General features: G+C 38.7%; 28 protein-coding genes. 12 read left to right on the plus strand and 16 right to left on the minus strand.

Annotated elements, in window-relative coordinates:
• Positions 1 to 99: 99 nt before the first annotated feature.
• Positions 100 to 441, plus strand: a complete 342-nt coding sequence (gene grxD, locus GBI66_RS03715; RefSeq protein WP_004639270.1) for a Grx4 family monothiol glutaredoxin — start codon at positions 100 to 102, stop codon at positions 439 to 441.
• Between the two features lie 51 nt (positions 442 to 492).
• On the opposite strand, the gene GBI66_RS03720 is transcribed toward grxD, so the two are convergent.
• Entirely contained in the window at positions 493 to 816 is a 324-nt protein-coding gene (locus GBI66_RS03720) for a hypothetical protein (RefSeq protein ID WP_005204097.1), read from the minus strand.
• Positions 817 to 895: 79 nt separating this feature from the next.
• On the opposite strand from GBI66_RS03720, the gene GBI66_RS03725 reads away from it, so the two are divergent.
• Both GBI66_RS03725 and GBI66_RS03730 read left to right on the plus strand, forming a co-directional pair.
• Positions 896 to 1324 carry an HD domain-containing protein gene (locus GBI66_RS03725; protein WP_151715207.1) on the plus strand — a complete coding sequence of 143 codons (429 nt, stop codon included), beginning with the start codon at positions 896 to 898 and terminating at the stop codon, positions 1322 to 1324.
• Positions 1325 to 1379: 55 nt separating this feature from the next.
• On the plus strand, positions 1380 to 2300 hold the full coding sequence (locus GBI66_RS03730) for a LysR family transcriptional regulator (protein WP_004806707.1): 921 nt from the start codon (positions 1380 to 1382) through the stop codon (positions 2298 to 2300).
• Positions 2301 to 2326: 26 nt separating this feature from the next.
• Here GBI66_RS03730 and map read toward each other — a convergent pair whose 3' ends face one another.
• Positions 2327 to 3121, minus strand: coding sequence for a type I methionyl aminopeptidase (gene map / locus GBI66_RS03735; RefSeq protein WP_005313487.1), 795 nt, complete (start codon positions 3119 to 3121; stop codon positions 2327 to 2329).
• Between the two features lie 360 nt (positions 3122 to 3481).
• Between map and brnQ the strand changes: the two genes are divergently transcribed.
• Both brnQ and GBI66_RS03745 read left to right on the plus strand, forming a co-directional pair.
• Positions 3482 to 4783 carry a branched-chain amino acid transport system II carrier protein gene (brnQ, locus tag GBI66_RS03740; protein ID WP_005204102.1) on the plus strand — a complete coding sequence of 434 codons (1302 nt, stop codon included), beginning with the start codon at positions 3482 to 3484 and terminating at the stop codon, positions 4781 to 4783.
• 413 nt (positions 4784 to 5196) lie between these two features.
• Entirely contained in the window at positions 5197 to 5457 is a 261-nt protein-coding gene (locus tag GBI66_RS03745; protein ID WP_004806700.1) for a hypothetical protein, read from the plus strand.
• 12 nt (positions 5458 to 5469) lie between these two features.
• Here GBI66_RS03745 and GBI66_RS03750 read toward each other — a convergent pair whose 3' ends face one another.
• Complete coding sequence (locus tag GBI66_RS03750; RefSeq protein WP_151715208.1) at positions 5470 to 5925, minus strand: hypothetical protein; 456 nt, start codon at positions 5923 to 5925, stop codon at positions 5470 to 5472.
• Between the two features lie 135 nt (positions 5926 to 6060).
• Between GBI66_RS03750 and GBI66_RS03755 the strand changes: the two genes are divergently transcribed.
• On the plus strand, positions 6061 to 6918 hold the full coding sequence (locus tag GBI66_RS03755) for an alpha/beta fold hydrolase (RefSeq protein ID WP_151715209.1): 858 nt from the start codon (positions 6061 to 6063) through the stop codon (positions 6916 to 6918).
• A 702-nt stretch (positions 6919 to 7620) separates the two neighbouring features.
• Positions 7621 to 8085 carry a MarR family winged helix-turn-helix transcriptional regulator gene (locus GBI66_RS03760; RefSeq protein ID WP_004653790.1) on the plus strand — a complete coding sequence of 155 codons (465 nt, stop codon included), beginning with the start codon at positions 7621 to 7623 and terminating at the stop codon, positions 8083 to 8085.
• A gap of 66 nt (positions 8086 to 8151) precedes the next feature.
• Here the strand turns inward: GBI66_RS03760 and GBI66_RS03765 are convergent, their stop codons facing one another.
• The 6 genes from GBI66_RS03765 to GBI66_RS03790 form a co-directional block, all read right to left on the minus strand.
• On the minus strand, positions 8152 to 8814 hold the full coding sequence (locus GBI66_RS03765; protein WP_151715210.1) for an SOS response-associated peptidase: 663 nt from the start codon (positions 8812 to 8814) through the stop codon (positions 8152 to 8154).
• Positions 8815 to 8890: 76 nt separating this feature from the next.
• Entirely contained in the window at positions 8891 to 9511 is a 621-nt protein-coding gene (locus GBI66_RS03770) for a 2OG-Fe(II) oxygenase (RefSeq protein WP_005313478.1), read from the minus strand.
• Positions 9512 to 9594: 83 nt separating this feature from the next.
• A complete protein-coding gene (locus tag GBI66_RS03775; protein ID WP_005188050.1) occupies positions 9595 to 10086 on the minus strand; it encodes a hypothetical protein in 492 nt (163 codons plus the stop codon).
• Between the two features lie 69 nt (positions 10087 to 10155).
• A complete protein-coding gene (locus GBI66_RS03780; protein ID WP_151715211.1) occupies positions 10156 to 12318 on the minus strand; it encodes a malate synthase G in 2163 nt (720 codons plus the stop codon).
• 288 nt (positions 12319 to 12606) lie between these two features.
• A complete protein-coding gene (zapE, locus tag GBI66_RS03785) occupies positions 12607 to 13752 on the minus strand; it encodes a cell division protein ZapE (protein ID WP_005313475.1) in 1146 nt (381 codons plus the stop codon).
• 118 nt (positions 13753 to 13870) lie between these two features.
• A complete protein-coding gene (locus tag GBI66_RS03790) occupies positions 13871 to 14890 on the minus strand; it encodes an AraC family transcriptional regulator (RefSeq protein WP_004806683.1) in 1020 nt (339 codons plus the stop codon).
• A gap of 155 nt (positions 14891 to 15045) precedes the next feature.
• On the opposite strand from GBI66_RS03790, the gene GBI66_RS03795 reads away from it, so the two are divergent.
• On the plus strand, positions 15046 to 16560 hold the full coding sequence (locus GBI66_RS03795) for an NAD(P)/FAD-dependent oxidoreductase (RefSeq protein WP_151715212.1): 1515 nt from the start codon (positions 15046 to 15048) through the stop codon (positions 16558 to 16560).
• A gap of 201 nt (positions 16561 to 16761) precedes the next feature.
• Complete coding sequence (locus tag GBI66_RS03800; RefSeq protein WP_151715213.1) at positions 16762 to 17988, plus strand: multidrug effflux MFS transporter; 1227 nt, start codon at positions 16762 to 16764, stop codon at positions 17986 to 17988.
• Between the two features lie 28 nt (positions 17989 to 18016).
• On the opposite strand, the gene GBI66_RS03805 is transcribed toward GBI66_RS03800, so the two are convergent.
• Positions 18017 to 18586, minus strand: coding sequence for a TetR/AcrR family transcriptional regulator (locus tag GBI66_RS03805; protein WP_151715214.1), 570 nt, complete (start codon positions 18584 to 18586; stop codon positions 18017 to 18019).
• Between the two features lie 240 nt (positions 18587 to 18826).
• Between GBI66_RS03805 and GBI66_RS03810 the strand changes: the two genes are divergently transcribed.
• Positions 18827 to 19744: a lysine exporter LysO family protein gene (locus tag GBI66_RS03810; protein ID WP_151715215.1), complete on the plus strand. Its 918-nt coding sequence runs from the start codon at positions 18827 to 18829 to the stop codon at positions 19742 to 19744.
• 12 nt (positions 19745 to 19756) lie between these two features.
• Here GBI66_RS03810 and pyrF read toward each other — a convergent pair whose 3' ends face one another.
• Positions 19757 to 20437, minus strand: coding sequence for an orotidine-5'-phosphate decarboxylase (gene pyrF, locus GBI66_RS03815; protein ID WP_151715216.1), 681 nt, complete (start codon positions 20435 to 20437; stop codon positions 19757 to 19759).
• A gap of 113 nt (positions 20438 to 20550) precedes the next feature.
• Complete coding sequence (locus GBI66_RS03820; RefSeq protein WP_005188020.1) at positions 20551 to 21099, minus strand: helix-turn-helix domain-containing protein; 549 nt, start codon at positions 21097 to 21099, stop codon at positions 20551 to 20553.
• An 89-nt stretch (positions 21100 to 21188) separates the two neighbouring features.
• Between GBI66_RS03820 and GBI66_RS03825 the strand changes: the two genes are divergently transcribed.
• Positions 21189 to 21845 (plus strand): AzlC family ABC transporter permease, encoded by a 657-nt coding sequence (locus GBI66_RS03825; RefSeq protein ID WP_151715334.1) that lies wholly within the window; start codon positions 21189 to 21191, stop codon positions 21843 to 21845.
• Positions 21842 to 22168, plus strand: a complete 327-nt coding sequence (locus GBI66_RS03830; RefSeq protein ID WP_005188015.1) for an AzlD domain-containing protein — start codon at positions 21842 to 21844, stop codon at positions 22166 to 22168. Before GBI66_RS03825 ends, GBI66_RS03830 begins: the two co-directional genes overlap by 4 nt.
• Before the next feature lie 83 nt (positions 22169 to 22251).
• Here GBI66_RS03830 and GBI66_RS03835 read toward each other — a convergent pair whose 3' ends face one another.
• The 4 genes from GBI66_RS03835 to cmk form a co-directional block, all read right to left on the minus strand.
• Positions 22252 to 22617 (minus strand): lipopolysaccharide assembly protein LapA domain-containing protein, encoded by a 366-nt coding sequence (locus GBI66_RS03835; RefSeq protein WP_004806665.1) that lies wholly within the window; start codon positions 22615 to 22617, stop codon positions 22252 to 22254.
• Positions 22618 to 22631: 14 nt separating this feature from the next.
• Positions 22632 to 22934, minus strand: coding sequence for an integration host factor subunit beta (locus tag GBI66_RS03840; protein ID WP_005153429.1), 303 nt, complete (start codon positions 22932 to 22934; stop codon positions 22632 to 22634).
• 156 nt (positions 22935 to 23090) lie between these two features.
• Positions 23091 to 24773 (minus strand): 30S ribosomal protein S1, encoded by a 1683-nt coding sequence (gene rpsA / locus GBI66_RS03845; protein WP_005053831.1) that lies wholly within the window; start codon positions 24771 to 24773, stop codon positions 23091 to 23093.
• Between the two features lie 115 nt (positions 24774 to 24888).
• The gene (cmk, locus tag GBI66_RS03850) at positions 24889 to 25569 is read right to left on the minus strand and encodes a (d)CMP kinase (protein ID WP_151715217.1); all 681 of its coding nucleotides are present in this window, start codon (positions 25567 to 25569) and stop codon (positions 24889 to 24891) included.

The following is a 25569-nucleotide window of genomic DNA, read 5'->3' on the forward strand; positions in this document are numbered from 1 at the left end:
GAAAGCCTAAAGTCACATTTATATAAGAAAAATCTTTCGCAATCCTCCGCCACGCTTTTTTTTAGGTATAATGCAAGGAGATTAGTTGAGGATCTATCTATGACGGAACAAGCGCGTGATACAGTAGCGTTAATTCGTGATCAAATTGCGAAACACCCTGTTTTACTTTACATGAAAGGCACTCCACAATTCCCGCAATGTGGTTTTTCTGCTCGTGCAGTAGAAGCACTTAGCCAAATTGGTCGTCCATTTGCCTATGTAAATATCTTGGAAAATCAAGATATTCGTGCAACTTTACCTCAAATTGCGAACTGGCCTACTTTTCCACAATTATGGATCAATGGCGAGCTTATTGGTGGTAGCGATATCATGCTTGAAATGTTCCAAAATGGTGAGTTAAAACCATTAGTTGAACAGTACAGCCCAGCACCTGAAGCATAAGCTGTTAAGCAAAAAGCCAATCAAATGATTGGCTTTTTTATTGGAAGGATTTTAATGTTGACTAAATCCAACATAACGAAATAGCCCCTCTACACCTAAATCTGCTTTATAAATGTGCATGTCGGCATAGTGAGCTTGAGTAACACTAGCAAAAATATTCATATTTGGATCTTCATGAATTTCATCCACTGACTGCGGTAAAACTTCTTCAAAACGATCAGCAATAAATTCAAAACCTAAATCCATTGCCATAAATAGCGTATGTTCACAAGGTTGAATATACTGCTCCTGATCCCAGTCGAGGACAGCATGCTGACAAAAAGGACATACAATGTTTTGGGTCGCATCGACAATATTGATAAGTTGATATGACATAATACTTAAGCGCAAAAAATTTCAGCCAGTTTAAAAGAATATGACGCGCTAATCTATCTTGAAGCGGAGGATTTAGCTGATGGCGACATTAGAACAAGCAATTGCATTTGCCGCACAACAACATGAGGGCCAAGTTGATAAAGCCAATGCACCTTATATTTTACACCCACTCAGAGTGATGCTGAATGTACCCAGTATGGATCATAAAATTATTGCTGTTCTGCATGATGTCTTAGAAGATACCGAAACAAGCATTGCAGATTTACAAGCTTTAGGATTCCAGACACACATTATCGAAGCAATCGTTGCACTTACTAAACTAGATGGTGAGTATCGAATCGAAGCCGCTCAGCGCACTGTACAAAACCCTTTGGCACGTGTTGTGAAATTGGCTGATATCACTGACAATATGGACTTATCTCGAATTCCATCACCAACCGCAAAGGATTTTGAGCGAATGGAACAATATCAGCAGGTTCGGGCTATATTATTAGCCCACAATGTTTAATAATCACTTTTATATTCATTTAACTTGATCACAATAAGCTGGAGTTTATAGCGTAATGCTAACGGATTTAGATGATTTTTATTGCTTCGCGCTGGTTGTAGAACATGGTGGCTTTAGTGCTGCTGAACGTGCAACAGACATTCCTAAATCTAAACTCAGCCGTAGGGTTTACAATCTCGAAGAACAATTAGGCGTGCGTCTGATTCAACGTAGTTCACGTCATTTTGCCGTGACTGATATTGGAATGGATGTTTACCGACATGCACAAGTGATGATGAATGCAGCCCAAGCAGCGCATGATGTGGTCAATCATTTGAGTAGTCAGCCACGTGGTGTCATCAAAGTCAGTGTACCAGTCGATATTGCTCAAAATCAGATGGCGAAAATTCTACCGGCCTTTTTGAAGAAATATCCTGAAGTTCGGGTACAGATGATGATCAGCAACCGCCGTATTGATGTCATCAATGAAGGTGTCGATCTGGCGCTGCGTGTTCGCTCTAAATTAGATGATGATCCGAACCTAGTATTACGTCAATTTGAAGCAATTGAACAACGTCTTTTTGCCAGCCAAGCCTATCTAAATGAGTTTGGTAATCTTACTACGCCTGAACAACTGGCTGAACATCGTATTATCAGCATGGCAGAAGATCATCTCGATCAACAGTTCTTGTTGACAGGCCCTGATCATCAGCAGAAAAAGATCAAAGTAAACCCCGTGATTATGGGTTCAAATTTACTGATGCTGGCGGAATTAGCCACTCAAAACTGTGGGATCGCCCTGCTTCCCGATAGTATTGCCCAAGACTTTGTAAAAACAGGGCAACTTGTGACTGTCTTACCCGAATGGACGGCACCACACGGTATTTTCCACGCAGTTTATCCATCGAGACGCGGTCTATTGCCCGCTGTTCGTGTTTTTATTGATTATTTGGTTGAACAACTTACCCAATGCTCAACTAAAAAAAAGCGCGATTAGAAATCGCGCTTTTTTTATCGGACAACTTAAACGGCTGGATAATGTCCTGTGCCATTCGGCCATGGCGTTAATAGCTCAAAGCCATCATCCGTTACAGCAACCATGTGCTCCCACTGAGCAGACAATGATTTATCTTGTGTCACCACAGTCCAACCATCATTCAGCTCTCGGACATGGCGTTTTCCAGCATTCACCATCGGCTCAATGGTAAACACCATGCCTTTTTTTAGGACCAAACCTTGACCTTTCTGACCGTAGTGCAAGATGTTCGGCTGTTCATGGTAAATACGGCCGATACCATGTCCGCAGTATTCACGCACAATGCTATAACCTTCACGCTGTGCAACAGATTGGATGGCATAGCCAATATCACCTAAAGTTGCCCCAGGTTTCACTGTATGAATACCCGCTAACATCGCTTCATAAGTGGTTTCAACCAGTTTTTTTGCTTCAGGCTTTGGCTCACCAACAAAATACATTCGGCTGGTATCGCCAAAATAACCATCTTTGATCACAGCAACATCGATATTTAAAATATCACCCTCTTGCAAAATCTTTTTCGCTGAAGGAATGGCGTGACACACTTCTTCATTGACAGAAATACAGGTCGTTTTAGTAAAACCGTGATAGCCAACATTGGCTGGAATCACCTGCAACGTATTCACAATATAATCATTACAGATATCATCTAAATATTCAGTTGAAACGCCAGGCTTGATATAAGGCCCGATCATTTCTAACACTTGTGCCGCTAAACGCCCAGAGATACGTAATTTCTCCAGATCTTGTTCAGTTTTAATGGTCACAGTAGAAGCTCTCATTCGAGATTTTCCTTATTCATCAATCAGATTAAAATCACATGCAGAAAAATTAATATGGGGACTGCATAAAGTATTTCAATATTTGTACGCCTTCCTATTGAAATCTTCAATCTATTTAAGACTAAAAGAGCATTTTATTTTTGATATTTAAATTCAGTTAGGCCAATAGGAAAGAATCTATACCCTTCTGCATTTTTCGAGTTTTGGAAAGCTTTTCAACACATTAGCTTTACCATTACTAATTATATGATTTTCATCATTTCTTTTTAGTCAAAAATCAACCAAATTTCACATAAATTAGTTTCAAAAGAACGAATTTTTGTTCTAAACTTCGCACTTTTATTTTATGCCTCCCTCTTTATGAATCAACTTCGTACAGGAGATATCATTGCTTTAGGTTTTATGACCTTCGCGTTATTTATTGGCGCAGGCAATATTATCTTTCCTCCAATCGTTGCTCAGCAGGCTGGTGAACATGTCTGGCTTGCGGCCTTCGGTTTCTTAATTACCGCAGTTGGTTTGCCTGTCATTACGATTATGGCCTTATCTCGCATGAAAGGTTCAATCGAAATCATCAGCTCTCCACTTGGACGCTTCTTTAGCTTACTGCTCACCATTGTTTGCTATTTGTCTGTAGGTCCACTGTTTGCAACACCACGTACTGCAACAGTTTCTTATGAAATTGGCTTCGCACCGTATTTTGGTACATCAGGTAGCAGCCTTCTTATTTATAGTATTGTGTATTTTGCATTTGTGACTGCAGTTTCACTGTATCCAAATAAACTACTCGATACGGTTGGTCATGTACTGGCTCCTTTAAAAATCATTGCCTTGGCAATCTTAGGTATCGCCGCATTTGCGATTCCAACAGGTATGATTTCAGCTCCAGTCAACAACTATATCGCAAGTCCTGTTTCTGAAGGTTTCGTTAGTGGTTATTTGACCATGGATACCTTAGGCGCACTGGTATTTGGTATCGTAATTATTCAAGCGATCCAATCACGTGGTGTAACAGATACAAAACTGATTACCAAATATGCCATTATCGCAAGTTTGATTGCGGGTGTTGGACTCACGCTTGTGTATGTCAGCTTGTTTAAACTTGGCTTAGGCAGTCATGAAGTCGCGCCTAATGCAGCCAATGGTGCAATCATTCTGCATGCTTATGTACAACACGCGTTTGGTGATTACGGATCGTATTTCTTAACCATCTTAATTTTCCTTGCATGTATGGTAACCGCAATTGGTCTTACATGTGCTTGCGCTGAATATTTTACCGAATTGACAGGTTTATCTTATAAGTTACTTGTTTTTATCCTGACTGGCTTTTCTTTGTTGATTTCTAATCTAGGTCTAACAAAGCTGATTGCAATCTCAGTTCCTGTACTCAGTGCAATTTATCCGCCAGCGATTGTCGTGATCATGCTCAGCTTCTTCTGGAAACGTTGGAACAATCCGTCGATCGTGGTTGGATCTGTGACTGCTGTTGCTTTCCTTTTTGGTATTTTTGAAGCAATTAAAGCGGCTGGTTTTACTGCGCAATTACCGACTTTTATTCAGCACTTACCATTGAACGAACAAAATCTCGCATGGTTACTCCCATCGCTGATCGTTCTTGTTTTTGCAATTGTAGTCGATCGCGTATCGGCATCTAAAGATTAAAATGATTTGTCGTTAAAATGATGTTTTACCCAAACATGATTTTAGCTATACAAGAAATGTTCTTTTATCCAACGCTCATTTTTTGTTTACGACAAATCTTTCTTTTCTTAACTTAAAGCTGACGCTGTCAAATATGCCTCAATGTCTTTATTTGTGATCTAAAACAACTATTTCAATTCAATTAGTTGATTGGCAAATTTTTCAAAATGTAAAAATAATGGCTAATATTTAACTAAAAAATAGTATAAATCAATATAAAAAATACTTAAAAGTTATATAAATCAATACATTTAGAAATTTATTTTCAAAATAGTCACTATCCCTATTGAAATGCTCAGAAAATAGCAGTACAACTTAAAAAACAATTCAGACAAAAACACATGGTTTTGTCGTCACAACAAGGAGGGATGGAGATGTTATCAATACATTTCAGCAAGCAAGTCTTCATTAACACTCTGAAGGCAAATGATTCAATCGTATATGCAACTACAACGCTTGCCTTAATGGTTACGTTGTTATTTCAAGGCACAATTAAAGGTAATTTAAAACCCGAATATTTTGCATATGCATTGATTGTATCTCTGGCCTTTTGTATGTGGGCGATCGTCGATCGAAAGTTTCGACAGTTAAGCGCAGTGCGCCAAAAAAATTCTTTAGGAAAAATGGATGAGTGATCATCCATTTTTTTAATGTAAAAATTGAACAATTGTTCCCAATACTAAAATCCCAGTTGCACCCAACTCTACAATAATTAAACTCAACATCATCAACGTCATACACCATGCTGGTAAAGTCCATTTCCCCACTTGATGTGGTTGTTTGAATTGATTGGTTGTATCTCTTAAGAATCCATGCAAAATATAAATTAAAATCGACATCGCAAAGAAAAATAGATTTGCAACAACACAAAATAATGCGATTGAATCAGATAGAACTGTAAAAAAACTTAATGCTGCTAAAATTAGACTGGCTGCCGCGTAAAGTAGGCTGCTGCGATGTGCAATATCCACATAATAATGTGCTCTTGCCTGCGCTGTTTGTCTGATCTGATAATATTTCCAAACTCCAGTCAGCATGCCCACCCATAGAAAAATCCCACTAAATACAATAGCAAGCTGTGTTGCAGTATTTAAAGCGTACATAACATCCCCGAAATTAAAATATTCCTTTTGTGTGCATATATTACATAAAATTTGACTTTTAAGTCATTTTTTAAACGAGTTTCTTTTTGGAACTTGTGTAAAGTAATACTATGCACACATAAGAGTATCTTTCTAATGAAGAGTTATGAATCTTTTTGGATGAGTTGCAAAGATGACTATCGACTTGCTGCACAATTTTATCCTGCACAAGATCATACCAAACCCTACCCGATCTTGATTTGTCCAGCGACAGGAATTACTAAAAATTTCTATCATGCTTTCGCAGAATGGCTTAACCAACAAGGTTATAGCGTTTTAAGTTTTGATTTTCGCGGTATTGGTGAATCTTTACATGGCCCGCTCAAGAATTCTACGGCCAGTATAAATGACTGGGGAATTTATGATATTCCAGCCGCAATTGAGACCTTATTAGATCGAACTCAAGCTGAAAAAGTGATTATTGTTGGGCATAGTGCCGGTGGGCAATTACTTGGGATTACTTCAAACTATAACAAGGTTGCTAAGGTTTTGGCGATCGCTGGCTCTACAGGTCATGTCAAAGGCTTGAAAGGTAAAACTAAAATCCTTGCGCCCGTTATGTTTAACGTTATTTTCCCAGTTTCCAGCTTCTTGAAAGGTTATGGCGCAACTCAATTTATTGGGATGGGAGAAAACCTCCCTAAAAATGTTGCAAAACAATGGGCTGAGTTTTGCAGTAAACCTGGTTATGTCATGAATGCAATTGGTAAAAGTATCTTCGAAGATTATCATCAAGAAATTCAATGCCCGATTACTTCCTTTTGGGCAACTGATGATGAAATTGCCACTCAAGCCAATGTCAAAGATCTACTGCGCTTATACCCCAATGCACCAACCAAATTGATTGAACTGAATCCACAACAACATGGCTATAAACAAATTGGACATATGTCGATGTTTAAAAAGTCACATCAAAAGCTATGGCCCCTGATGGAAAGTGAACTTAAGCTTTAAGAAAAACATCAGTCATCACAATTTTGCACTTTACGCATCTAAACCTGTAATCCTGTTTAGGTGCGTCTTTTTATCTATTTAACCCTCCGAAGCTCAATTGTTATCCCCTTCATATCTCATTTTGATTTCCTACTATTCGTCCTACACACCAAATTTATGTCTAAATTGCCCCATCAAAATCTATTCAAAGCTACAAATTTTAAAATTTCATTGAAAAAATGTGATAAAGAATGTATTTATTCAACTTTTTTAAAAATTTTTATGTGCTATATTTTAACCAACTGATTAATTCAAATAGTTGTATTAGCTATTTTTTAAGCGTTATTTATTTTATAAATATATTGATTTCGTATATTTATGACATTTTAGACAGAAAATATTATAAAAATGTCACGTCAAAAATCGTATTTTTTTTCTACAATACGATTATTCTACAAATAAGCAGTAATGCAAGGCTGTAGGACAACCTTGAAGGAAAGACGACTGGATAGTACATCATTAATAGCTGATTTATGTGAATTTTATGATGACTTATTCGTTGAGAATAAAGATAATTTCACCGTTATCTTTGAACAGATTTGTTAAAAAATGGAATGCTAAAAAAATCAGAGGATCGATTTTTTTAACAGGCAAGTTATAGACATTTCATGGAATCTAGGAGCGACTAGGAGTGGCTCCTTGTGCAAGTATAGGAAATAAGTGATGCCAAAAAAATATGCGCGTTTTTTACCTACAGCCGATTCATTTAACCTGGAAGACTTTCCTTTTTACTGGATTTCTCAAGTAAATGCTCAGTACGTTCAAAATATCGATAACGTGCTCAAAAAATATGGTTTAGACAATTCTCGTCGCCGTATTCTCATTGCCTTGCATGTCAAACCTCATGCCAGTGTGTCAGAGCTTTCCGACATGGTCATTTCCAAAATGTCGACCACAACCAAGATTGTTTATCGCCTCAAAGATGAAGGTTATATCGATACGTATTCATGCAAGGAAGATGGTCGTATCACTCGCGTCTATCTAACAGACAAAGGTCAGGAAATGATTACCAAAATCAATGATCTTACCTCAGTTATCCTTGAACAATCATTTGATGGCTTAACGCCATTGCAAATTGAAAAGACAATGGAAATTCTACGCCATATGTTTAAAAATCTTGCGCGCTAAGCAACTGATCCCAAAAAGGCTTCCAATAGGAAGCCTTTTTTAATCTCATCAACTCAAATATTAAGCTCAATCAAACATATTCAGTTGCGGTGTTATTTTTACAATCTTTGCTTTAGGTACATGGGAACACTCAAACTCTTCTACAGGAAAACTCTGCATAAACTCATAGAGCTGATGTGGCTGTTTTAAGCTTAACCATTCATCTAAACGCTCATGCGGAATAACCACCACTGACCGCTTTACATCTCCCGGCTCATGGAAGTCTTTCATCATCGGATGGTCTATCGCGTCCATCGTAAGCATGGTTGCCGAACGGATCACCTGATCGCCCAACTTTCTGATCTCATATAAAGCCGCGATAAAGAAAGCCTTTCCATCTTTACGGCGTACACCCCATCTTTGAGGCTTATTATCAATGTATTTACTTTCATAGAACTCGGAAACGGGAATAACACCAAATTTGCACTTGGAAGCCGCCTCCAAGAAACTAGGTTTCTGAAAAATGGTTTCGTGTCGAGCATTATAAGTATGCTTGGAAATATTGGTATCTTCCGACCATTTTGGTACCAAACCAAACAATACTTCCCGCCACTCCAGCCCTTGCTCTGATTTAAATAGTAAAGGCGTTATATAACTTGGGTAAACCTCTTCCCCATATTCAAATGGAATCAAAGGTAAACCAAGCTGTTGAGCTTGTTCGGCTGTTAATGGTTTATAGTTGGCACACATAATTGGTTAAGTATTTATCCTTAAAAACAAAGTTAAAAAAAGGAGGTATCAAGCCTCCTCTTTTTAATTGCATAAATTAGCCAAATAACTTTTTCATTTTTGCACTTAAACCGTGGATAAAGCGGTGCTTGGCATTGGCTTTATCGCTGGTTAAAAAGTTAATTTGAATTGACTGACGCTGTCCTTCAAAAGGTACATAACCATGCCAACCATTATCAGTCACTTTAAATGCAACCAATGTACCAGGACCCGCATCAATTTCTTCGACGTAGTCATCCATGTTCTTTTCATCATTCAATATACGTAGACGACCTGTAGGTGCATCCCAAGACTCATTTAGATAAATCAGAATAGTCAGAAGTTTAGTTTTCGAGTCTGAATGAATGCGACCATCTTTTTGGCGTGAATAACCACGCAAGGTGATCATCATCGGATGTTCCATCACATCTACATCAAATTTTTCAGTCAAAATCTGGCGAAATTCTTTAGTATCTAATGATTTTAAGAAACGATCAAAATTAGGCTTAATTTCAACATCTTCAATGTTGTAGCTACCACCCTGTTCAATCTTTGGGAAATCCTGAATAACAGCTTTCACTTCGCTGTCTATGATCGAATTTTCTACGACAAAGTAAGGATACGGCGAAGTAGAAACTTGCGCTTGTTTTAAAGCATCTAATTTTAAAATTTGTGACATCGTTATGATTCGGCTAAATGATCAAACTGCGAGAATTATAACAAAAATTTCATCAAGATGATGTTTTATCCTGTTTTGAAAGCCTAATTGTCTATACGGCTAATCGCTTTAAGTGCGACACAAAAACGCCAATACATCATCACCTGCATAAAAATTGAAATAATAAGCATGACCCATTTTTGATAAGGAGCAATCAACGCTGGAATTTGAGTGGAATCAATAAATCGTGCAGTCACAATAAAGGCAAAAATAATACAAAGAATTAACAGGAAATAGGCCAAGATGAACCTTATGCCAATTGGTAAACAGAGACAGATTAAACGACTAAGAAATTGTTTACCTTGATTTCCACCATTTGCCTTAAAACAAAAATTGACACCGATAATGAATATTATGATATTTAGCAGTGCATCGATCGTATTTTGAACAACATCAACAATAGGGCTCAAACGCATAGCAAACATAATGATGAACATAAATACACTACTGATTAAATAATAGTTTTTATAATTCTGTTCGCTTAAACGGTCATTTTTTAAATCTTCAATTAATTTTTTTGTGTTCCAAAAATACATTTTTCCCCCTATTTATAAAAAAAGAGGTACCTATCGAATAGGTACCTCTTTTCAGTCTAACAAGTGAACTTAATCACCTGTATAACCTTTTAATTTTAAACGTGCAGCATGTAACAATGGCTCTGTATAACCTGATGGTTGCTCTGCACCTTTGAAGATCAAGTCAGAAGCGGCTTGGAATGCAATTCCATCAAAGTTTGGTGCCATTGGTGTATACAATGGATCATTGGCATTTTGCTGATCAACAATCACAGCCATACGCTTAAGCACTTCTTCAACTTGTGCACGCGTTACGATACCGTGACGTAACCAGTTTGCAACGTGTTGAGATGAAATACGTAAAGTAGCGCGGTCTTCCATCAAACCAACGTTATTGATGTCTGGTACTTTTGAACAACCAACACCAAGGTCTACCCAACGAACCACATAACCCAAGATACCTTGACAGTTATTTTCAAGTTCGTTGTTTAACTCTTCCGCAGTCCAATTAGTTTCAGGTGCAAACGGTGGTGTTAACAAGTCATCTAATGACAACATGTTTTCAGCAGCCAACTCATCTTGACGTGCTTTTACATTAATCTGATGATAGTGCAATGCATGCAGCACAGCACCCGTTGGAGATGGAACCCATGCACAAGATGCACCTGCATTTGGATGTGCAGTCTTCGTCGCCAACATGTCTTTCATGCTGTCTGGTTTTGGCCACATGCCTTTACCAATTTGTGCTTTACCTTGTAAACCACATGCTAAACCAATTGCCACGTTACGGTTTTCGTAAGCAGCAATCCATTTTTGTGTTTTAACTGCTTCTTTACGAACAACTGGCGCAGCTTCCATAGAAGTATGGATTTCATCACCTGTACGATCCATAAAGCCTGTGTTGATGAAGATGGTGCGATCTTTCGCAGCAGCAATACAGTTCTTCAAGTTTACAGAGGTACGACGCTCTTCATCCATGATACCGATTTTGAGTGATTTTGCAGGCAAACCAATTGCTTGTTCAGCACGCTCAAATAATTCAACCGCAAATGCAACCTCTTCTGGACCATGCATTTTTGGCTTAACGATATACATTGAACCTTTACGAGAGTTTTGGTTTTCGTTTTGACCACGAATATCCGCAACTGTCAGTAATGGAGTCACTAGAGCATCCATGATGCCTTCAAACACTTCTTGACCATCAACAAGAATGGCAGGGTTTGTCATAAGGTGGCCTACATTACGAAGCAACATTAATGAACGACCATGTAATTTAGTCGTGCCACCAATCAGGTTCTGAACAATACGGTCTTTGTTTAAGGTACGAGTAATGGTCTTGCCATTTTTCTCGATTGACTCTTGTAAGTCACCTTTCATTAGGCCTAACCAGTTACGATAGCCTTCAACCTTCTCTTCAGCATCAACTGCAGCAACTGAATCTTCCAAATCCTGAATGGTTGTTACCGCAGCTTCAAGTGTTAAATCTTTCACACCAGCAGCATCTGTCTTGCCCACTGGGCTGTTCACATCGATTTCAATAATCACATGCAAACCATTATTTAATAAAACAATCTCAGTTGGGCTTGCAGCTTCGCCATTAAAACCAACAAATTGTGATTCATGTGCCAAAGAAGTGGTTGAACCATCTTTTAAGGTTACAGCTAAACTGTTATTCACCACTGCATATTGAGTTGCATCTGCATGCGAACCTTGAGCCAATGGGAAAGTTTGGTTTAAGAAATCTTTTGCAAAAGCAATAACTTTATCGCCACGAACTGGGTTATAGCCTTTGCCTTTCTCTGCACCGCCTTCTTCAGAAATAACGTCCGTGCCATACAGCGCGTCATATAAAGAACCCCAACGTGCATTCGCAGCATTCAAGCTATAACGTGCATTACGTACAGGTACAACCAATTGTGGGCCTGCCAATAAAGCAATTTCTTCATCCACATTTTCAGTTGTTACTTGGAAGTCAGCAACTTCTGGAACCAAGTAGCCAATTTCAGTTAAGAATGCTTTATAAGCATTTAATTCAAATTTATTATTGCGGTGCCATTCATCAATCTTTGCTTGAAGATCATCACGCTTAGCCAATAATGCTTTGTTCTTTGGGCTAAGGTCTACAACGACTTGCTCGAAGTTTTTCCAGTAGGTTTCACTATCTAAACCAGTGCCTGGTAAAGCTTCATTTTCGATGAAATCGTAAAGTTCTTTAGCAATCGCTAGCTTGCCTTTTTGAATACGTGCAGTCATTGTCTTTCCTGATGGTGCTAACTTTTTATAACAAGAATTCTAGTATACTGATTTATACTAGCCTGAATAGTAATATCACATTCCTAAATAGTAAGCATTTTCCCCATTAGAAGTATTGACAAACACAAATTTTTATACTTATCAAAATATCAAATAATGAGTTTTTACTATCGTTATGCGACACACTCCCTTTTTCAAACTTATCTAGTTATAGCAAAATTTGACCAAGAATAAAGCCTTATCCATGTAAGTTTATAAAAAAAGGCATTCCGAAGAATGCCTTTTCATTTATGAAGTCTGTGCGACCTGAATCTGTCGATGCTCCGAATGTAGATAATCATCCGATTGCATTTCTAATAAACGTGAACGCGTCCGTTCAATCTCAAAGGCCAATTTCTCACCTTCATACAGATCAATAATTGAATCTTCAGAGGTAAGAATCAGTTTTACACCACGGTCATAGAACTCATCGACCAAGTAAATAAAGCGGCGTGTTCCTTCTGATAAGAAATCAGTCAAATGCGGAACATTGCTGACCAGCACGGTATTGTAGATATTCGCGATTTCAATAAAGTCTGCTGGGCTACGTGGTTTAAAGCATAACTCTGAAAATTCACACCACAATACATCTTCTGTATGACCTAAAGTCTCTACCACACGATTATTAATCATGATTGGAGAATTAGATTGCGCCTGTGTCTGGGTCAAAGCTTTAAAACGACCAGATAACCACGCTTGAGCATCATCGGTTAATGGATATTTGAACAATTGCGCCTGCTTCAATACACGCAAACGATAATCCACCCCAGCGTCAACATTCAGAACACTACAGTTCTTCTTCACCAGCTCAATCGTCGGTATGAAACGATCACGATGAATTCCATTTTTGTATAGACCATCTGGTGCAATGTTTGACGTTGCAACCAATGTTATTCCACGCTCAAACAGCTTTTGGAACAGATCACTTAAGATCATGGCATCGGTTACATTCGATACGAAAAATTCGTCAAAACAAATGACAACGGCATTCTTATAAATTTGATCAGCGACCAAATCTAAAGGGTTTCGTTGGCCAGAAAGTTTATTCAACTCTTTATGTACATGTTGCATAAAATGATGGAAATGCATACGTGTTTTACGGCGGAATGGTACAGATTCATAGAACTGATCCATTAGCCACGTTTTTCCACGACCTACACCACCCCACATATAAACGCCTTTAGGATAAGTCTGACGACGGAAACGTCGAAATGCTTTCTTTGAAGCCTTATAGCGAGTGTGTAACTCTTTCCATACTCGATCTAACTCTTGCACAGCCTGAGCTTGTGCTTCATCTGGCATGAATTGTCCTGACTCAATTGCTTGAGCATAACGCTCGGCAGGTGATGTTGGGATAAATGCAGTGCTATGTGAGTCTGGTTTAGAATTTGACATAAGGTGTTATTGCAATTTTAATTGGTGAAAATTATATCGAACATTCCGTTCAATGACATTAGATTTTAGGCTTAATTATCATAGAGTTTAAACATCATAATGTACCATTTTTAATCATTTAATGATTTCGATTATATTGACGAGGGCTCAATCCAAACCATCTTTTAAAGGCATGATTAAATGCAGCAGGCTCAGAATAACCCAACATTTCGGCTACCTGTTCGATTGAATATGAACTATTTTCAATAAACTTTATTGCCTTCTGTTTGATTAATCTTTCGCGAATTTCTTTATAGCTGGTCTGCATTTGCTGCAATTGATGCCGCAAAGTACGCTCTGGAATATCCAATGCACAAGCCGTTTCCGCCATACTTGGAATCACCCCATTTTGCATTTCCAGATAATCCTCAACATACTCAACCACAGTCAATTTGAGACTGGCAGTTTTTTCTAAATGTTGAATATCCTGTAGGCATTTTTCTTCATAAATGCGATACGTCAAAATATCGGCAGACGGAATTTTTGTGTTTAAAATTTGTGTATTTTCTAAAATAAAAGCAGCTTGCGCACATCCAAATTTGACATCTTGCCCATAGTAATCTTGATATGCTGCAAGCAGTGTTAAGTCTTTAGGCCGATGAAATGGCAGTTCAATTTGAATTTGAGGGACTTCAAGTCCCATCATCTTAAAGATATCTTGTAAAAACTTATAAGTGCCCGATATTTCGCATTGCGCTCTCAATTGACCTAAATGCATACTTAAATCAATCGGTCGATACAGTAAATAGATCAAGTCATCTTCGATCTTTAGCTGCAATGAACCAAAAAGATGAGTCAGTTGCTGATACTGAACCCCATTTAATAGGGCCTTATGCAAAGTATCACTAGTAACCAATAGCATCAGGAAAGGCCCATAACCCGCTAACGCATAATGCTGTCCGATAAATAAACCTTGTTCAGGTGAAATATCCTGACTAATATGCTGCAAAATATCCCATTCAATCTCATCTGGAATAATTGAACTAGGATCTAAAGCATCGGCCTGTATTCCCATATTGGCTAAACGTGCATCCACGTCGATCCCGACATGACGCATGCCCTGAATCAAATACATCAATCCGAGGATAGATCTCTTCATAAATCCGAATGCAGTTCTCAAAACTTTAATGTTTTACTATAAAACGTTGTGCAAATGAATTGCCGAAATGATCAAGTTTTACGTCTATACAATCATATTTAATCTCGTCAAAACCGTTAAACTTGCACAAAATTTAGCTGTGTAGGACGTAGACTATGCGTGATGTAACCAAAAATGCGATTCAAAAAACAAAAGTTGCAATTATTGGTGCGGGCTTTGGTGGCTTAGCGATGGCTATTCGACTATTACAAAGTCAAATCAATGATTTTGTAATTTTAGAAAAAACCAACGATGTTGGCGGTACATGGCGAGAAAACCAATATCCTGGCGCAGCGTGTGACGTTCAATCACATATGTATTCCCTTTCATTTGCACCCAAAACAGACTGGTCAAAACGCTATGCTGAGGCAGATGAAATTTTTGATTATATTCAAAATATTACTGAACAATACCAACTTCGAGATTATTGCAAATTCAATCACGAAGTGACCAATGCCGAGTTTGACGAAAAGCGCAATGTGTGGATGCTAGATTTTAAAGACCAGACAACTCTTGAGGCTCAATTTGTCATCTTTGCGTCTGGTCCCTTACACGTGCCACAAATTCCCCATATCAAAGGCATTGAGAAATTTAAAGGTAAAGTGTTCCATTCTTCGCAATGGGATCACAATTACGATCTAAGCGGCAAAGCAGTTGTTTCAATCGGTACTGGTGGTAGCGCGATTCAATATATTCCTGAAATTGCAGCAGAAGTAAAACAGCTTTATGTGTTCCAGCGCACCGCAGCTTGGGTCATTCCACGTGATGAGCGTAAATATTCTCAGCTAAGTAAGCGCTTATTTAAGGCATCGAATATTTATCGCCAGATTCACCGTACCCGCCTCTATTGGACCAATGAATCGCGTGTTGTACCAATCGTGCAGCCACAGATTATGAAATATGGTCAAAAACTTGCTGAAGCCTTTATCCGCTATCAAGTCAAAGACAAAGCGCTTGCGAAAAAATTGACACCAGATTTTGTCATGGGTTGTAAACGTATTCTTATTTCAAATAAGTACTTCCCGACCTTCAACCGTAAAAATGTTGAATTAGTGACAGATGCTATTCAGGAAATTACAGCGAACGGTATCATCACCAAAGATGGTAAAGAACGTCAAATTGATTGCTTGATTTATGGTACTGGCTTTATTACTGATCCACGCATTTACTTAAAGCATTTCAATTGCGTTGGCCGTAACGGCATAGAACTTAAGCAAGCATGGAAAGATGGTGCTGAAAGCTATTATGGTGTGAGCACCAAGAACTTCCCGAATTTGTTCCAGTTACTTGGACCAAATACGATTCTTGGCCATAATTCAGTGATTTTCATGATCGAGTCTCAGGTCAACTATATTCTACAATTGATTCAAACCGTTGATAAAACAGGTACACAAGCAGTTGAGATCAAGCACGAAGTTCAAGACCAGTTCAATCAACGTGTTCAAGATCAGCTCAAAGGTACAGTTTGGCAAGCAGGTGGCTGTAGCAGCTGGTATCAAGCCGCTGACGGTAAAAACTTCTCGTTATGGCCAACCTATACATGGAGATATTGGCTAGAGACACGTAAAGTCAATGTTGCTGATTATAATTTTATCAGCGCAGCGGTTAATTCAAAAAACCATGCTGCTTAAGCAGAAATAGCTGAATTTTTCCAAATATCAAAAACACCTTTAAAAGCTTAAAGGTGTTTTTTTATTTCAACGCTTTATGGACCTGATTTAAATCCCTCTGTTCTCCTCTATACAAGTCCTAAATAATCATGCTAATATTTTAACTACCTACCGTTAGGTAGTTAAAATAAATATTGTTCCCCTCGAAAGAGTACACAAAACATGAACGCTGCTCCTCCCGTCACAAAGATCAGTTGGTCTTTGTTACTATTGCTCTCCCTTTTTACCGCCTTGGATGCATTGGCGATTGATATTTATTTGCCGGCATTTCCACTACTTGCAGAAAGTTTTTCGACAACGCCAGGTCATATACAACTCACCCTGTCGGTATTTCTGATTGGACTCGCCATTGGTCAAGGTATCTATGGTCCATTGCTTGATCGCTTTGGTCGCCGTAATCCATTACTGATCGGAATTGCTGTTTTTATCTTAGGATCAATATTGGCAGCCATCGCACCAACGATTGAGTGGTTACTGGCTGCACGTTTCTTACAAGCAATAGGTGCATCAGCAGGTCTCGTGGTTCCAAGAGCAATTATTTCTGATGTATGCGATGCTAAAACCAGTGCCAAAAATTTCTCTATTTTGATGCAAGTCATGATGATTGTACCGATTCTTGCCCCCTTACTGGGTAGCTTGATCCTACGTATCGGCTCTTGGCACTTAATTTTCTATACATTGGCAGTGCTTGGTTCCATCCTGTGGCTATGGGGAAATCAAGCCATTCCAGAGACATTGAAACCTCAATATCGACAAGCATTACAATTCACTGCAATCAAAAACAGCTATCAAACACTTTGTCTGAATAAAAGCTTCATCAGTTATACGCTTGCTGGTGGGTTTATCTTAGGTGCTTTCTTTGTTTACCTTAGCCAATCGCCTTTTATTTTTATTCAGCACTACCATATTCACAACGAAAGTTTTAGTACCTTATTTGCAGCGAATGCGATTGGCTTAATTATTCTAGGGCAAACTTCAATCCTGTTACTCAAACGTTGGTCAGCTCAACAATTGCTTGTCATTGGTATGTGTTTATTCAGCGGTTCTAGTTTTATTTTGATGCTCAGCCTATATTTTTATGACTTAAATTTATGGCAATACATTGCGCTTTTAGGATTAAGCATCTGGTCAACTGGATTCATTTTTGGCAATTTAACGGCATTAACCATGCAGCAAAGCCCACAACATTTAACGGGTGCTGCATCCTCATTAATGGGCTTACTACAATATGCTTTCGCGGCACTAATCGGTTTTGTTGTGAGCCTAATAGAAATCAATATCAGCCTACTTCCAAGCAGCTTGTTTATTTGTGGTGCTATCGCTCTGGGCTTATGTCTTTATGCTGCGCTAGAACAGCGCGAATCATTTGCTAGAGTAGAAACAGAATAAAGAAATTACACTTGATCAGTGTCTGAACTTAGGCGCTGATCAGAATATTTAATGCTTTTAAGATAGCATCCAATCTGAGGTGAAACTTCTCTCGCCCACCATAGATCAATTCACTTTGTAAGGCATCGACAAAGCTCATGCACACACGAGCCAGAGCGACACTATCCAGTTGATGCTTATTTTCCATTAAAATTGAGCCTTGAATGGCGTGTGAAAATACATTTTCCAGTTCCGCCATAAAAACATGCATCGGTTCAATTACCTGATCATATAAGTGCACAGGCGGACTAATTAATGCATTCATCCAAAATTGAACACCGTATGATGCATCAAAACGCTGTTCGATACTTTCAAAGTAATGCAGTAATTGCTGCTGGATTTTTTCTCCGCCTTGCAACACAACCTTGGCATGTCCCAATTCTTCATCAATCATGATTGGAATCAGACTGAGATACAATTCGTCCTTATTCTTAAAATGTGCATAAATCGAAGGTTTTTTTATCCCAACATCAGTCGCAATCTCGTTTAACGATGTTGCTGCAAAGCCCTGTTTTGCAAAACGTTCTAATGCCACTTTTTGAATCTTAGCTGCTGTCACAAATCATCCACCTCTTTTACTGCTAAAAGTATATTTCAGCCAACAGGATATTCATAGCTGTATAAGATACTGTATTTATATGCCATCTATCTAAGTGACAACATAATCATCTACCCAGCAGCCCCCAAGTTTATTGGTATGCGTTTATCTCCAAAACTTTCTATATCAAATGATATATAAATCTATTCAAGTATCGGATTTCCCTGCATAATAAATCAGCACTTTCAACTTTCAGATTGTATGACCTCTCTTGTTTTAATCTTACAAATTTTTGCCTGCCTCAGTTTAGGCTATTTTTTAGCTCCCCATCTTTCACAACCACTAAAACAATTCGTATTTAAAATTCTGCCTTATTTTTCTTATATCTTACTCATCAGCGTGGCTTTTGAACTCACTCAAGCGCTCAACCATATTGAGAATCCAACTGCCATTCTTCCGCCTGCATTACTGATTGCCTTTACTACATCAGTGGGTTCATTCTTCATTTGTTTAATGGTGTATAAACTGATTGATCGCCAAAGTGTACAAGGCAAAATTTCATTACACCTATTTTTAAATGCCTTAAAGAATATCGGCAAAGCATTTTTAGCTCTAGCAGTCGGGATTGTTTTAGGTATGCTAGTGAACGCCTCAGAATTTCAAATGACCTTTAATAGTTGGTACTTGTTACTGGTTTTTATCTTTTTAATTGGGGTCGAATTGGCTTTTACCAAATTTGATCGTAGCTGGTTGAGCTGGAAAATTTTGCTGGTTCCCGTGGCAGCATTTGTTGGTTCATGCTTGGCAGCCCTGTTAACTTATTTCATTTTATCCAATGATTATGGCTTCAATGAAGTCATGGCCTTAGCCCAAGGTTATGGCTGGTATTCGATGTCAGGGATTTTATTTACTGAACTACACTCAGCCAAACTGGGTGGGATTGCTTTATTAACAGATTTGTTTAGAGAAATTTTTGCGATTTTATTGATGTATTGTTTAGGTTGGCGTTTTCCACGCTCTGCTATTTCAAGTGCCGGTGCAACGTCAATGGATGTGACTCTTGCAATGGTCAAACAATCATGTGGCACACATTATGTCCCACATGCCATGATGAGTGGATTGATCTTATCACTTCTCGCACCACTCTTAATCAGCTTATTTCTAAGTATGAAGTTTTAACATCGTACTTTATTAGATTGAAGCCAAGATTGATTTCAACATCTCAGTTGGATTCTCAGCCTTGGTAATTGGGCGACCGATGACTAAATGCGTTGATCCATCTTGCATAGCTTGTTTTGGCGTTACGATACGTTTTTGGTCATCCGCATTTGAACCTTCGGGGCGAATCCCTGGCGTGACCAATGCAAACTCTTGTCCTAACATTTCACGAAGGATCTTGGCTTCTTGTGCTGAACACACGACACCATCTAATCCGCTGTCTTGAGTAAGTTTTGCTAAACGCTTTACATGTTCAACAGGTTCTATATCCAAACCTAGATCACGTAAGTCTTCACGGCCCATTGAGGTCAGAACCGTTACTGCGATCAATTGAGTTGAATAATTACCCGCTTTAAGTCGCTCTACACAGGTTTCCATCATTTTACGACCACCCGATGCATGCACATTCACCATCCATACACCGAGATCTGCAGCAGCACACACTGCTTGAGCAGTCGTATTCGGAATATCGTGAAATTTTAAATCAAGAAAAACCTCAAAACCTCTGTCCTGAAAGTTTTTAACGATTGATGGACCTTCATGAGTAAAAAGCTCTTTGCCTACTTTGACACGACAAAGTGACGGATCAAGCTGATCTACAATTGTTAAGGCGTCATATTGGCTTTTTGCGTCTAGGGCAACAATAATACTCACGAATCTAGTTCCATCACATAAAAATCGGCTAATTATAAAGTGATTAGTAGAATGAACAAAGCAAGAAAGTCATCATAATACAAAAAAGCTTTTCCAAAATGATGAAATGATCTTTATCTTTGCTCCGATATCAAGATCGCTCTGGTATCTACTTCCAGAGCTTCAAAGATATGTGCTTGATCTGCGGGATAACAAATATAATCCCCTTCATTCAATAAAATAGGTTCTGCAACCAACCCGACTTTTGCTCGCCCTTTCATAATAATAATATGTTCGACACTACCAATTGGATGTGGCTGACTGCAACGTGGTTCACCCGGTTGTGTCGTTAATATATATACATCCCGTCTAGCGCCGGTTGGACAATTGGCTAATAAAATTGCCTGATAATGTGCGATTTCAGAACTGACCGATGGTCCTTCACCAAAACGAATTACTTGAGTTTGTGCAATATTTGATTCCATCAATTTCGCAAATGGAATATCTAAAGCAACACATAAGGCCCATAAAGTTTCCAGACTTGGATTACCTTGAGCTGCTTCCAGTTGAGACAGCGTCGATTTCGCGATACCCGCTCGACGGGCAACTTCTGCTAAAGATAACCCAGACTTCTGTCTTTCTCTTTGCAATCCTTTTGCGACGATTTCAATTGGCAAACTCATATAACACCATAAAAAACGAATGTTCGTTTTGACGAACGATATAAAATTAATCTATTATATCGTACGTTCGTTTGATATAGAAACCAATGATGCAAGATAAAGAACAATTTAATCTAATCAAAGCCATCGTACTGATTTCAGTTGCAACAGGAATTGTGGGCATTTCCTTGGGTTCAGTTGCTGCAAGCTTCGATGTACCGATGTGGATTCCTTTGCTGCTATCACTCACAGTACTCGCTGGCGCTGCAGAATTTACATTTATTGGTATGGTTGCAACGGGTACCAATCCTATTTTTGCAGCATTGACTGGTATATTGATCAACCTACGCCATCTACCATTTGGTTTATCCGTTGCAACATTTATTGAAAAGAATGCTTATCGATTTATTGCCTGCCATATTATGAATGATGAAAGCGTCATGTTTGGATTGAGCCAACAAGAAGATCAAGCCAAGCAAAAAGCATATTGGATGTGTGGATTAGGGATTGCTATTCTCTGGCCAATTGGTGTTTTTATAGGTTATCTATTAAGTAAAAACATTCCTGATATCTACGTATTTGGTATTGATGCTGCATTTCCTGCCATTCTTTTCGCATTAATCTTGCCTATGCTTAAGAATAAAACCACACGACACCGTGTATTTTTAGGCAGCTCATTATCTCTGGCATCAATTCCCTTACTGCCAACAGGCTTACCCGTACTTATTTCCATGTTAGGTCTACTATTAAAAGGCAAGTCAAAATGAAATATAGTGAAAGTTATATCTTCGTTGGAATTGTTGTGCTTGCGCTTGGTACCTATTTGATTCGCTACTCAGGTTTTTATTTAGCCAATCGGATGACATTCAAAGAGCATCATAAACAACTACTGGCTGATTCTGCTTGTGTCCTACTGTTTACCCTAGCAGTGTTTAATACACTTTTTACTGAAACCCATTTTAGTGGCATCAGTAAAATCATTGGCGTTTTCGTTGCAATCATTTTTGCGTGGAAAAAATATTCACTCATCGTTGTTATTCTCGTGGCCATGCTCATTACTGCTACTTTAAGATATTTAGGCTTTCCATAAAAAATGGCCCTTTAAATCCAATAAAGGGCCATTTAATTGGGTTCTAAAATCTTCAGACTTTACAACCCTATAAATATTCTTAATTACAGTGGCGTACGAGTTTGACTCTCAGGATTAATATCCAACACTGTTTTTTCATGTCTTACACTTGCAGCAGCGTCTGCGGCAGCTTGTTGTGCCAACTGAATTTGCTCTTTGCGTAGATAGTCAATGTCTTTACGAAGTCGTTTAATTTCCCAGCTAGTTTGGAAAACTCGGAAAACTTGAACACCGAGTAATAAACCAACCACAATACCTAATGCTAAAGTCAATAAAAGGAGAAGACCTAAACGCATTGCTGGAACTTGGGTAAATAATAAATCTACTTGTAGTTCAGCTGGATTTTGAAGAACCAGAGCGAGTGAATAACCAAAAATGGCAACAAGTAATGCAATTAATACATAACGCATAAACACCTCAATTGTTATTCACCAGATTCGTTTACTGCATCACGAAGTGCTTTACCAGGTTTAAAGTGTGGAACTGCTTTCGCCGCAACATCAACAGATCGACCTGTTTTAGGGTTACGTCCTAAACGTGGCTCACGGTGATGTAAAGCAAAACTTCCAAAACCACGGATTTCAATACGATCACCACTTGAAAGTGCTTCGATCATTTGATCAATCATAATCTTAACTGCATCTTCAACCAAAGGCTCAGCTAAGTGTGGGTTTTTAAGTGCAATCCGTTCAATTAAATCAGATTTATTAAGTGCTTCAGTAGTCATTGATGACCTCTTTAATTATTGCTACTTTTCAATGTTTTTAATAATAACCTGTTTAAATACAAAACGGTAGCGCAGTATATAATTACTACGCTACCGTTTGCAGTATTTTTGTATAAAAAGTACGTCTCTGTTACAAGAAACGTACCTTTCAACAAATTACTTCATTTGAGCTTTAATTAAGTCACCAATAGTCTTAGGACCATTGCTGTCTGCTGGTTGAGTTGCAGCAGCTTGACGAACAGTGTTCACCGCTTCTTTCTCTTCAGCTTCGTCTTTCGCTTTGATAGACAAGTTGATAGAGCGAGATTTACGATCAACATTGATGATCTTCGCTTCAACTTCTTGACCAACTTCTAAGAATTTAGTTGCATCTTCAACGCGATCACGGTTGATTTCAGAAGCTTTAAGAGTCGCTTCGATGTCATCAGCTAATTTAACTGTAGCACCTTTAGCATCAACAGCAGTCACAGTACCTTTAACTAAAGCACCACGTTCATTCGCAGCCAAGAAGTCATTGAATGGATCGCTGTTTAATTGCTTGATACCAAGGCTGATACGGTTACCTTCAGCGTCAACAGATAAGATAACTGCTTCAACTGTGTCACCTTTCTTGTAACGACGGATAGCTTCTTCGCCTTGTTCGTTCCAAGAAATGTCAGATAAATGTACTAGACCGTCGATTCCACCAGATAAACCGATGAAGATACCGAAATCAGTGATTGATTTGATCGTACCAGAAACTTTTTCGCCTTTTTCATTTGCTTTAGCAAACTCTTCCCATGGGTTAGCACGAGTTTGTTTGATACCCAATGAAATACGACGACGTTCTTCGTCAACTTCAAGAACCATAACATCAACTTCATCACCAATCTGAACAACTTTAGATGGGTGGATGTTTTTGTTCGTGTGGTCCATTTCTGAAACGTGTACTAAGCCTTCAACGCCTTCAGCGATTTCAGCAAAACAACCGTAGTCAGTTAAGTTAGTAACACGTGCTTTAACGATAGAACCTTTAGGATAACGGTTCATGATCGCTAACCATGGATCTTCGCCTAATTGCTTAAGACCTAAAGATACGCGGTTACGCTCGCGGTCAAACTTAAGTACTTTAACTGTAACTTCTTGACCAACTTCAACAACTTCTGAAGGATGCTTGATACGCTTCCAAGCCATATCTGTGATATGTAGAAGACCATCAATACCACCAAGATCAACGAACGCGCCGTAATCTGTAAGGTTCTTGATTGTACCAGTAACTGTTTGACCTTCTTCAAGTTGAGCAAGCAATGCTTCACGGTCAGCTGAAGATTCAGCTTCCATAACTGCACGACGAGATACAACAACGTTGTTACGTTTAGCATCAAGTTTGATTACTTTGAACTCTAACTCTTTACCTTCAAGGTGAGTCGTGTCACGGATAGGACGAGTGTCAACTAAAGAACCTGGTAAGAATGCACGTACAGGACCGATGTCAACAGTGAAACCGCCTTTAACCTTACCAGAGATAACACCAGTAACGATTTCGCCGTCTTCAAAGATTTTCTCAAGTTTAGTCCAAGTTTCAGCACGTTTCGCTTTTTCACGTGATAAAACTGTTTGACCCATACCGTTGTCAAGCGCTTCAACAACTACGTCAACAGTATCGCCAACTTGAACTTCAAGTTCACGTTGTTCATTTAAAAATTCAGCACGGTCAACTACGCCTTCAGATTTAAGGCCAGTGTCAACAGTAACCCAGTCAGAATCGATACTAACAACAGTACCTTGGATGACTGCACCCTTTTCAACGTTGAGGTTTAATTCACTTTCTTCAAAGAGGGCTGCAAAAGATTCGGTCATGATATACCTGATAAAGTCCGCGGTCTTGGATCAGACAAGGCCGGTTTAGTTAAGTTGTTACATTGTCCAAAAAATCTGATCAAGCAATGCTTCAACTGATAAAAAAATTGTGTATCTATTTTATACGGCTATTGATATAGTCAACCATCAACTGAAACACTTCATTGATGCCTATTGTAGAACTATCAATGACATAAGCATCCTCAGCGGGCTTAAGTGGAGCAACTGTACGCTCCATATCTCTTTTATCTCTAGCCTGTATGTTAGATAAAATGTCGCTTATTTTAGCATCAAGACCCATGCCCTGCAACTGTTTTACGCGTCGTTCAGCACGAGACTCGGCCGAAGCCGTTAAATAAATCTTGGCTTGAGCTTCTGGAAAGATCGAAGTTGCCATGTCGCGCCCATCTGCCACTAAGCCTGGCGCTTGTATAAATGCACGCTGACGCGCAAATAATGCCTTTCTTAATTCAGGAACAGTTGCAACTTTAGACGCATACTCTCCCACTTGTTCAGTGCGAATTGTATTGGTGACATCAACACCTTCCAGAAGAATCTTTGTCACAGCTTCTGAGGACTGAAACTCGATATCCAAATGTGTAGCGCATTCAACACATTCATCTAAATGTGCATCAATCTGATCCAGTAGACCACGTTGGAACAATGACAATCCAAGTAAACGATATAACGCACCAGAATCTAATAAATTAAAACCATAATGTGCGGCAATTTTTGCAGCCAATGTTCCTTTACCTGAACCACTTGGACCATCAATCGTAATTATATGAACTGTCAT

Source organism: Acinetobacter sp. TUM15071 (assembly GCF_008980925.1).
GTDB lineage: Bacteria > Pseudomonadota > Gammaproteobacteria > Pseudomonadales > Moraxellaceae > Acinetobacter > Acinetobacter dispersus.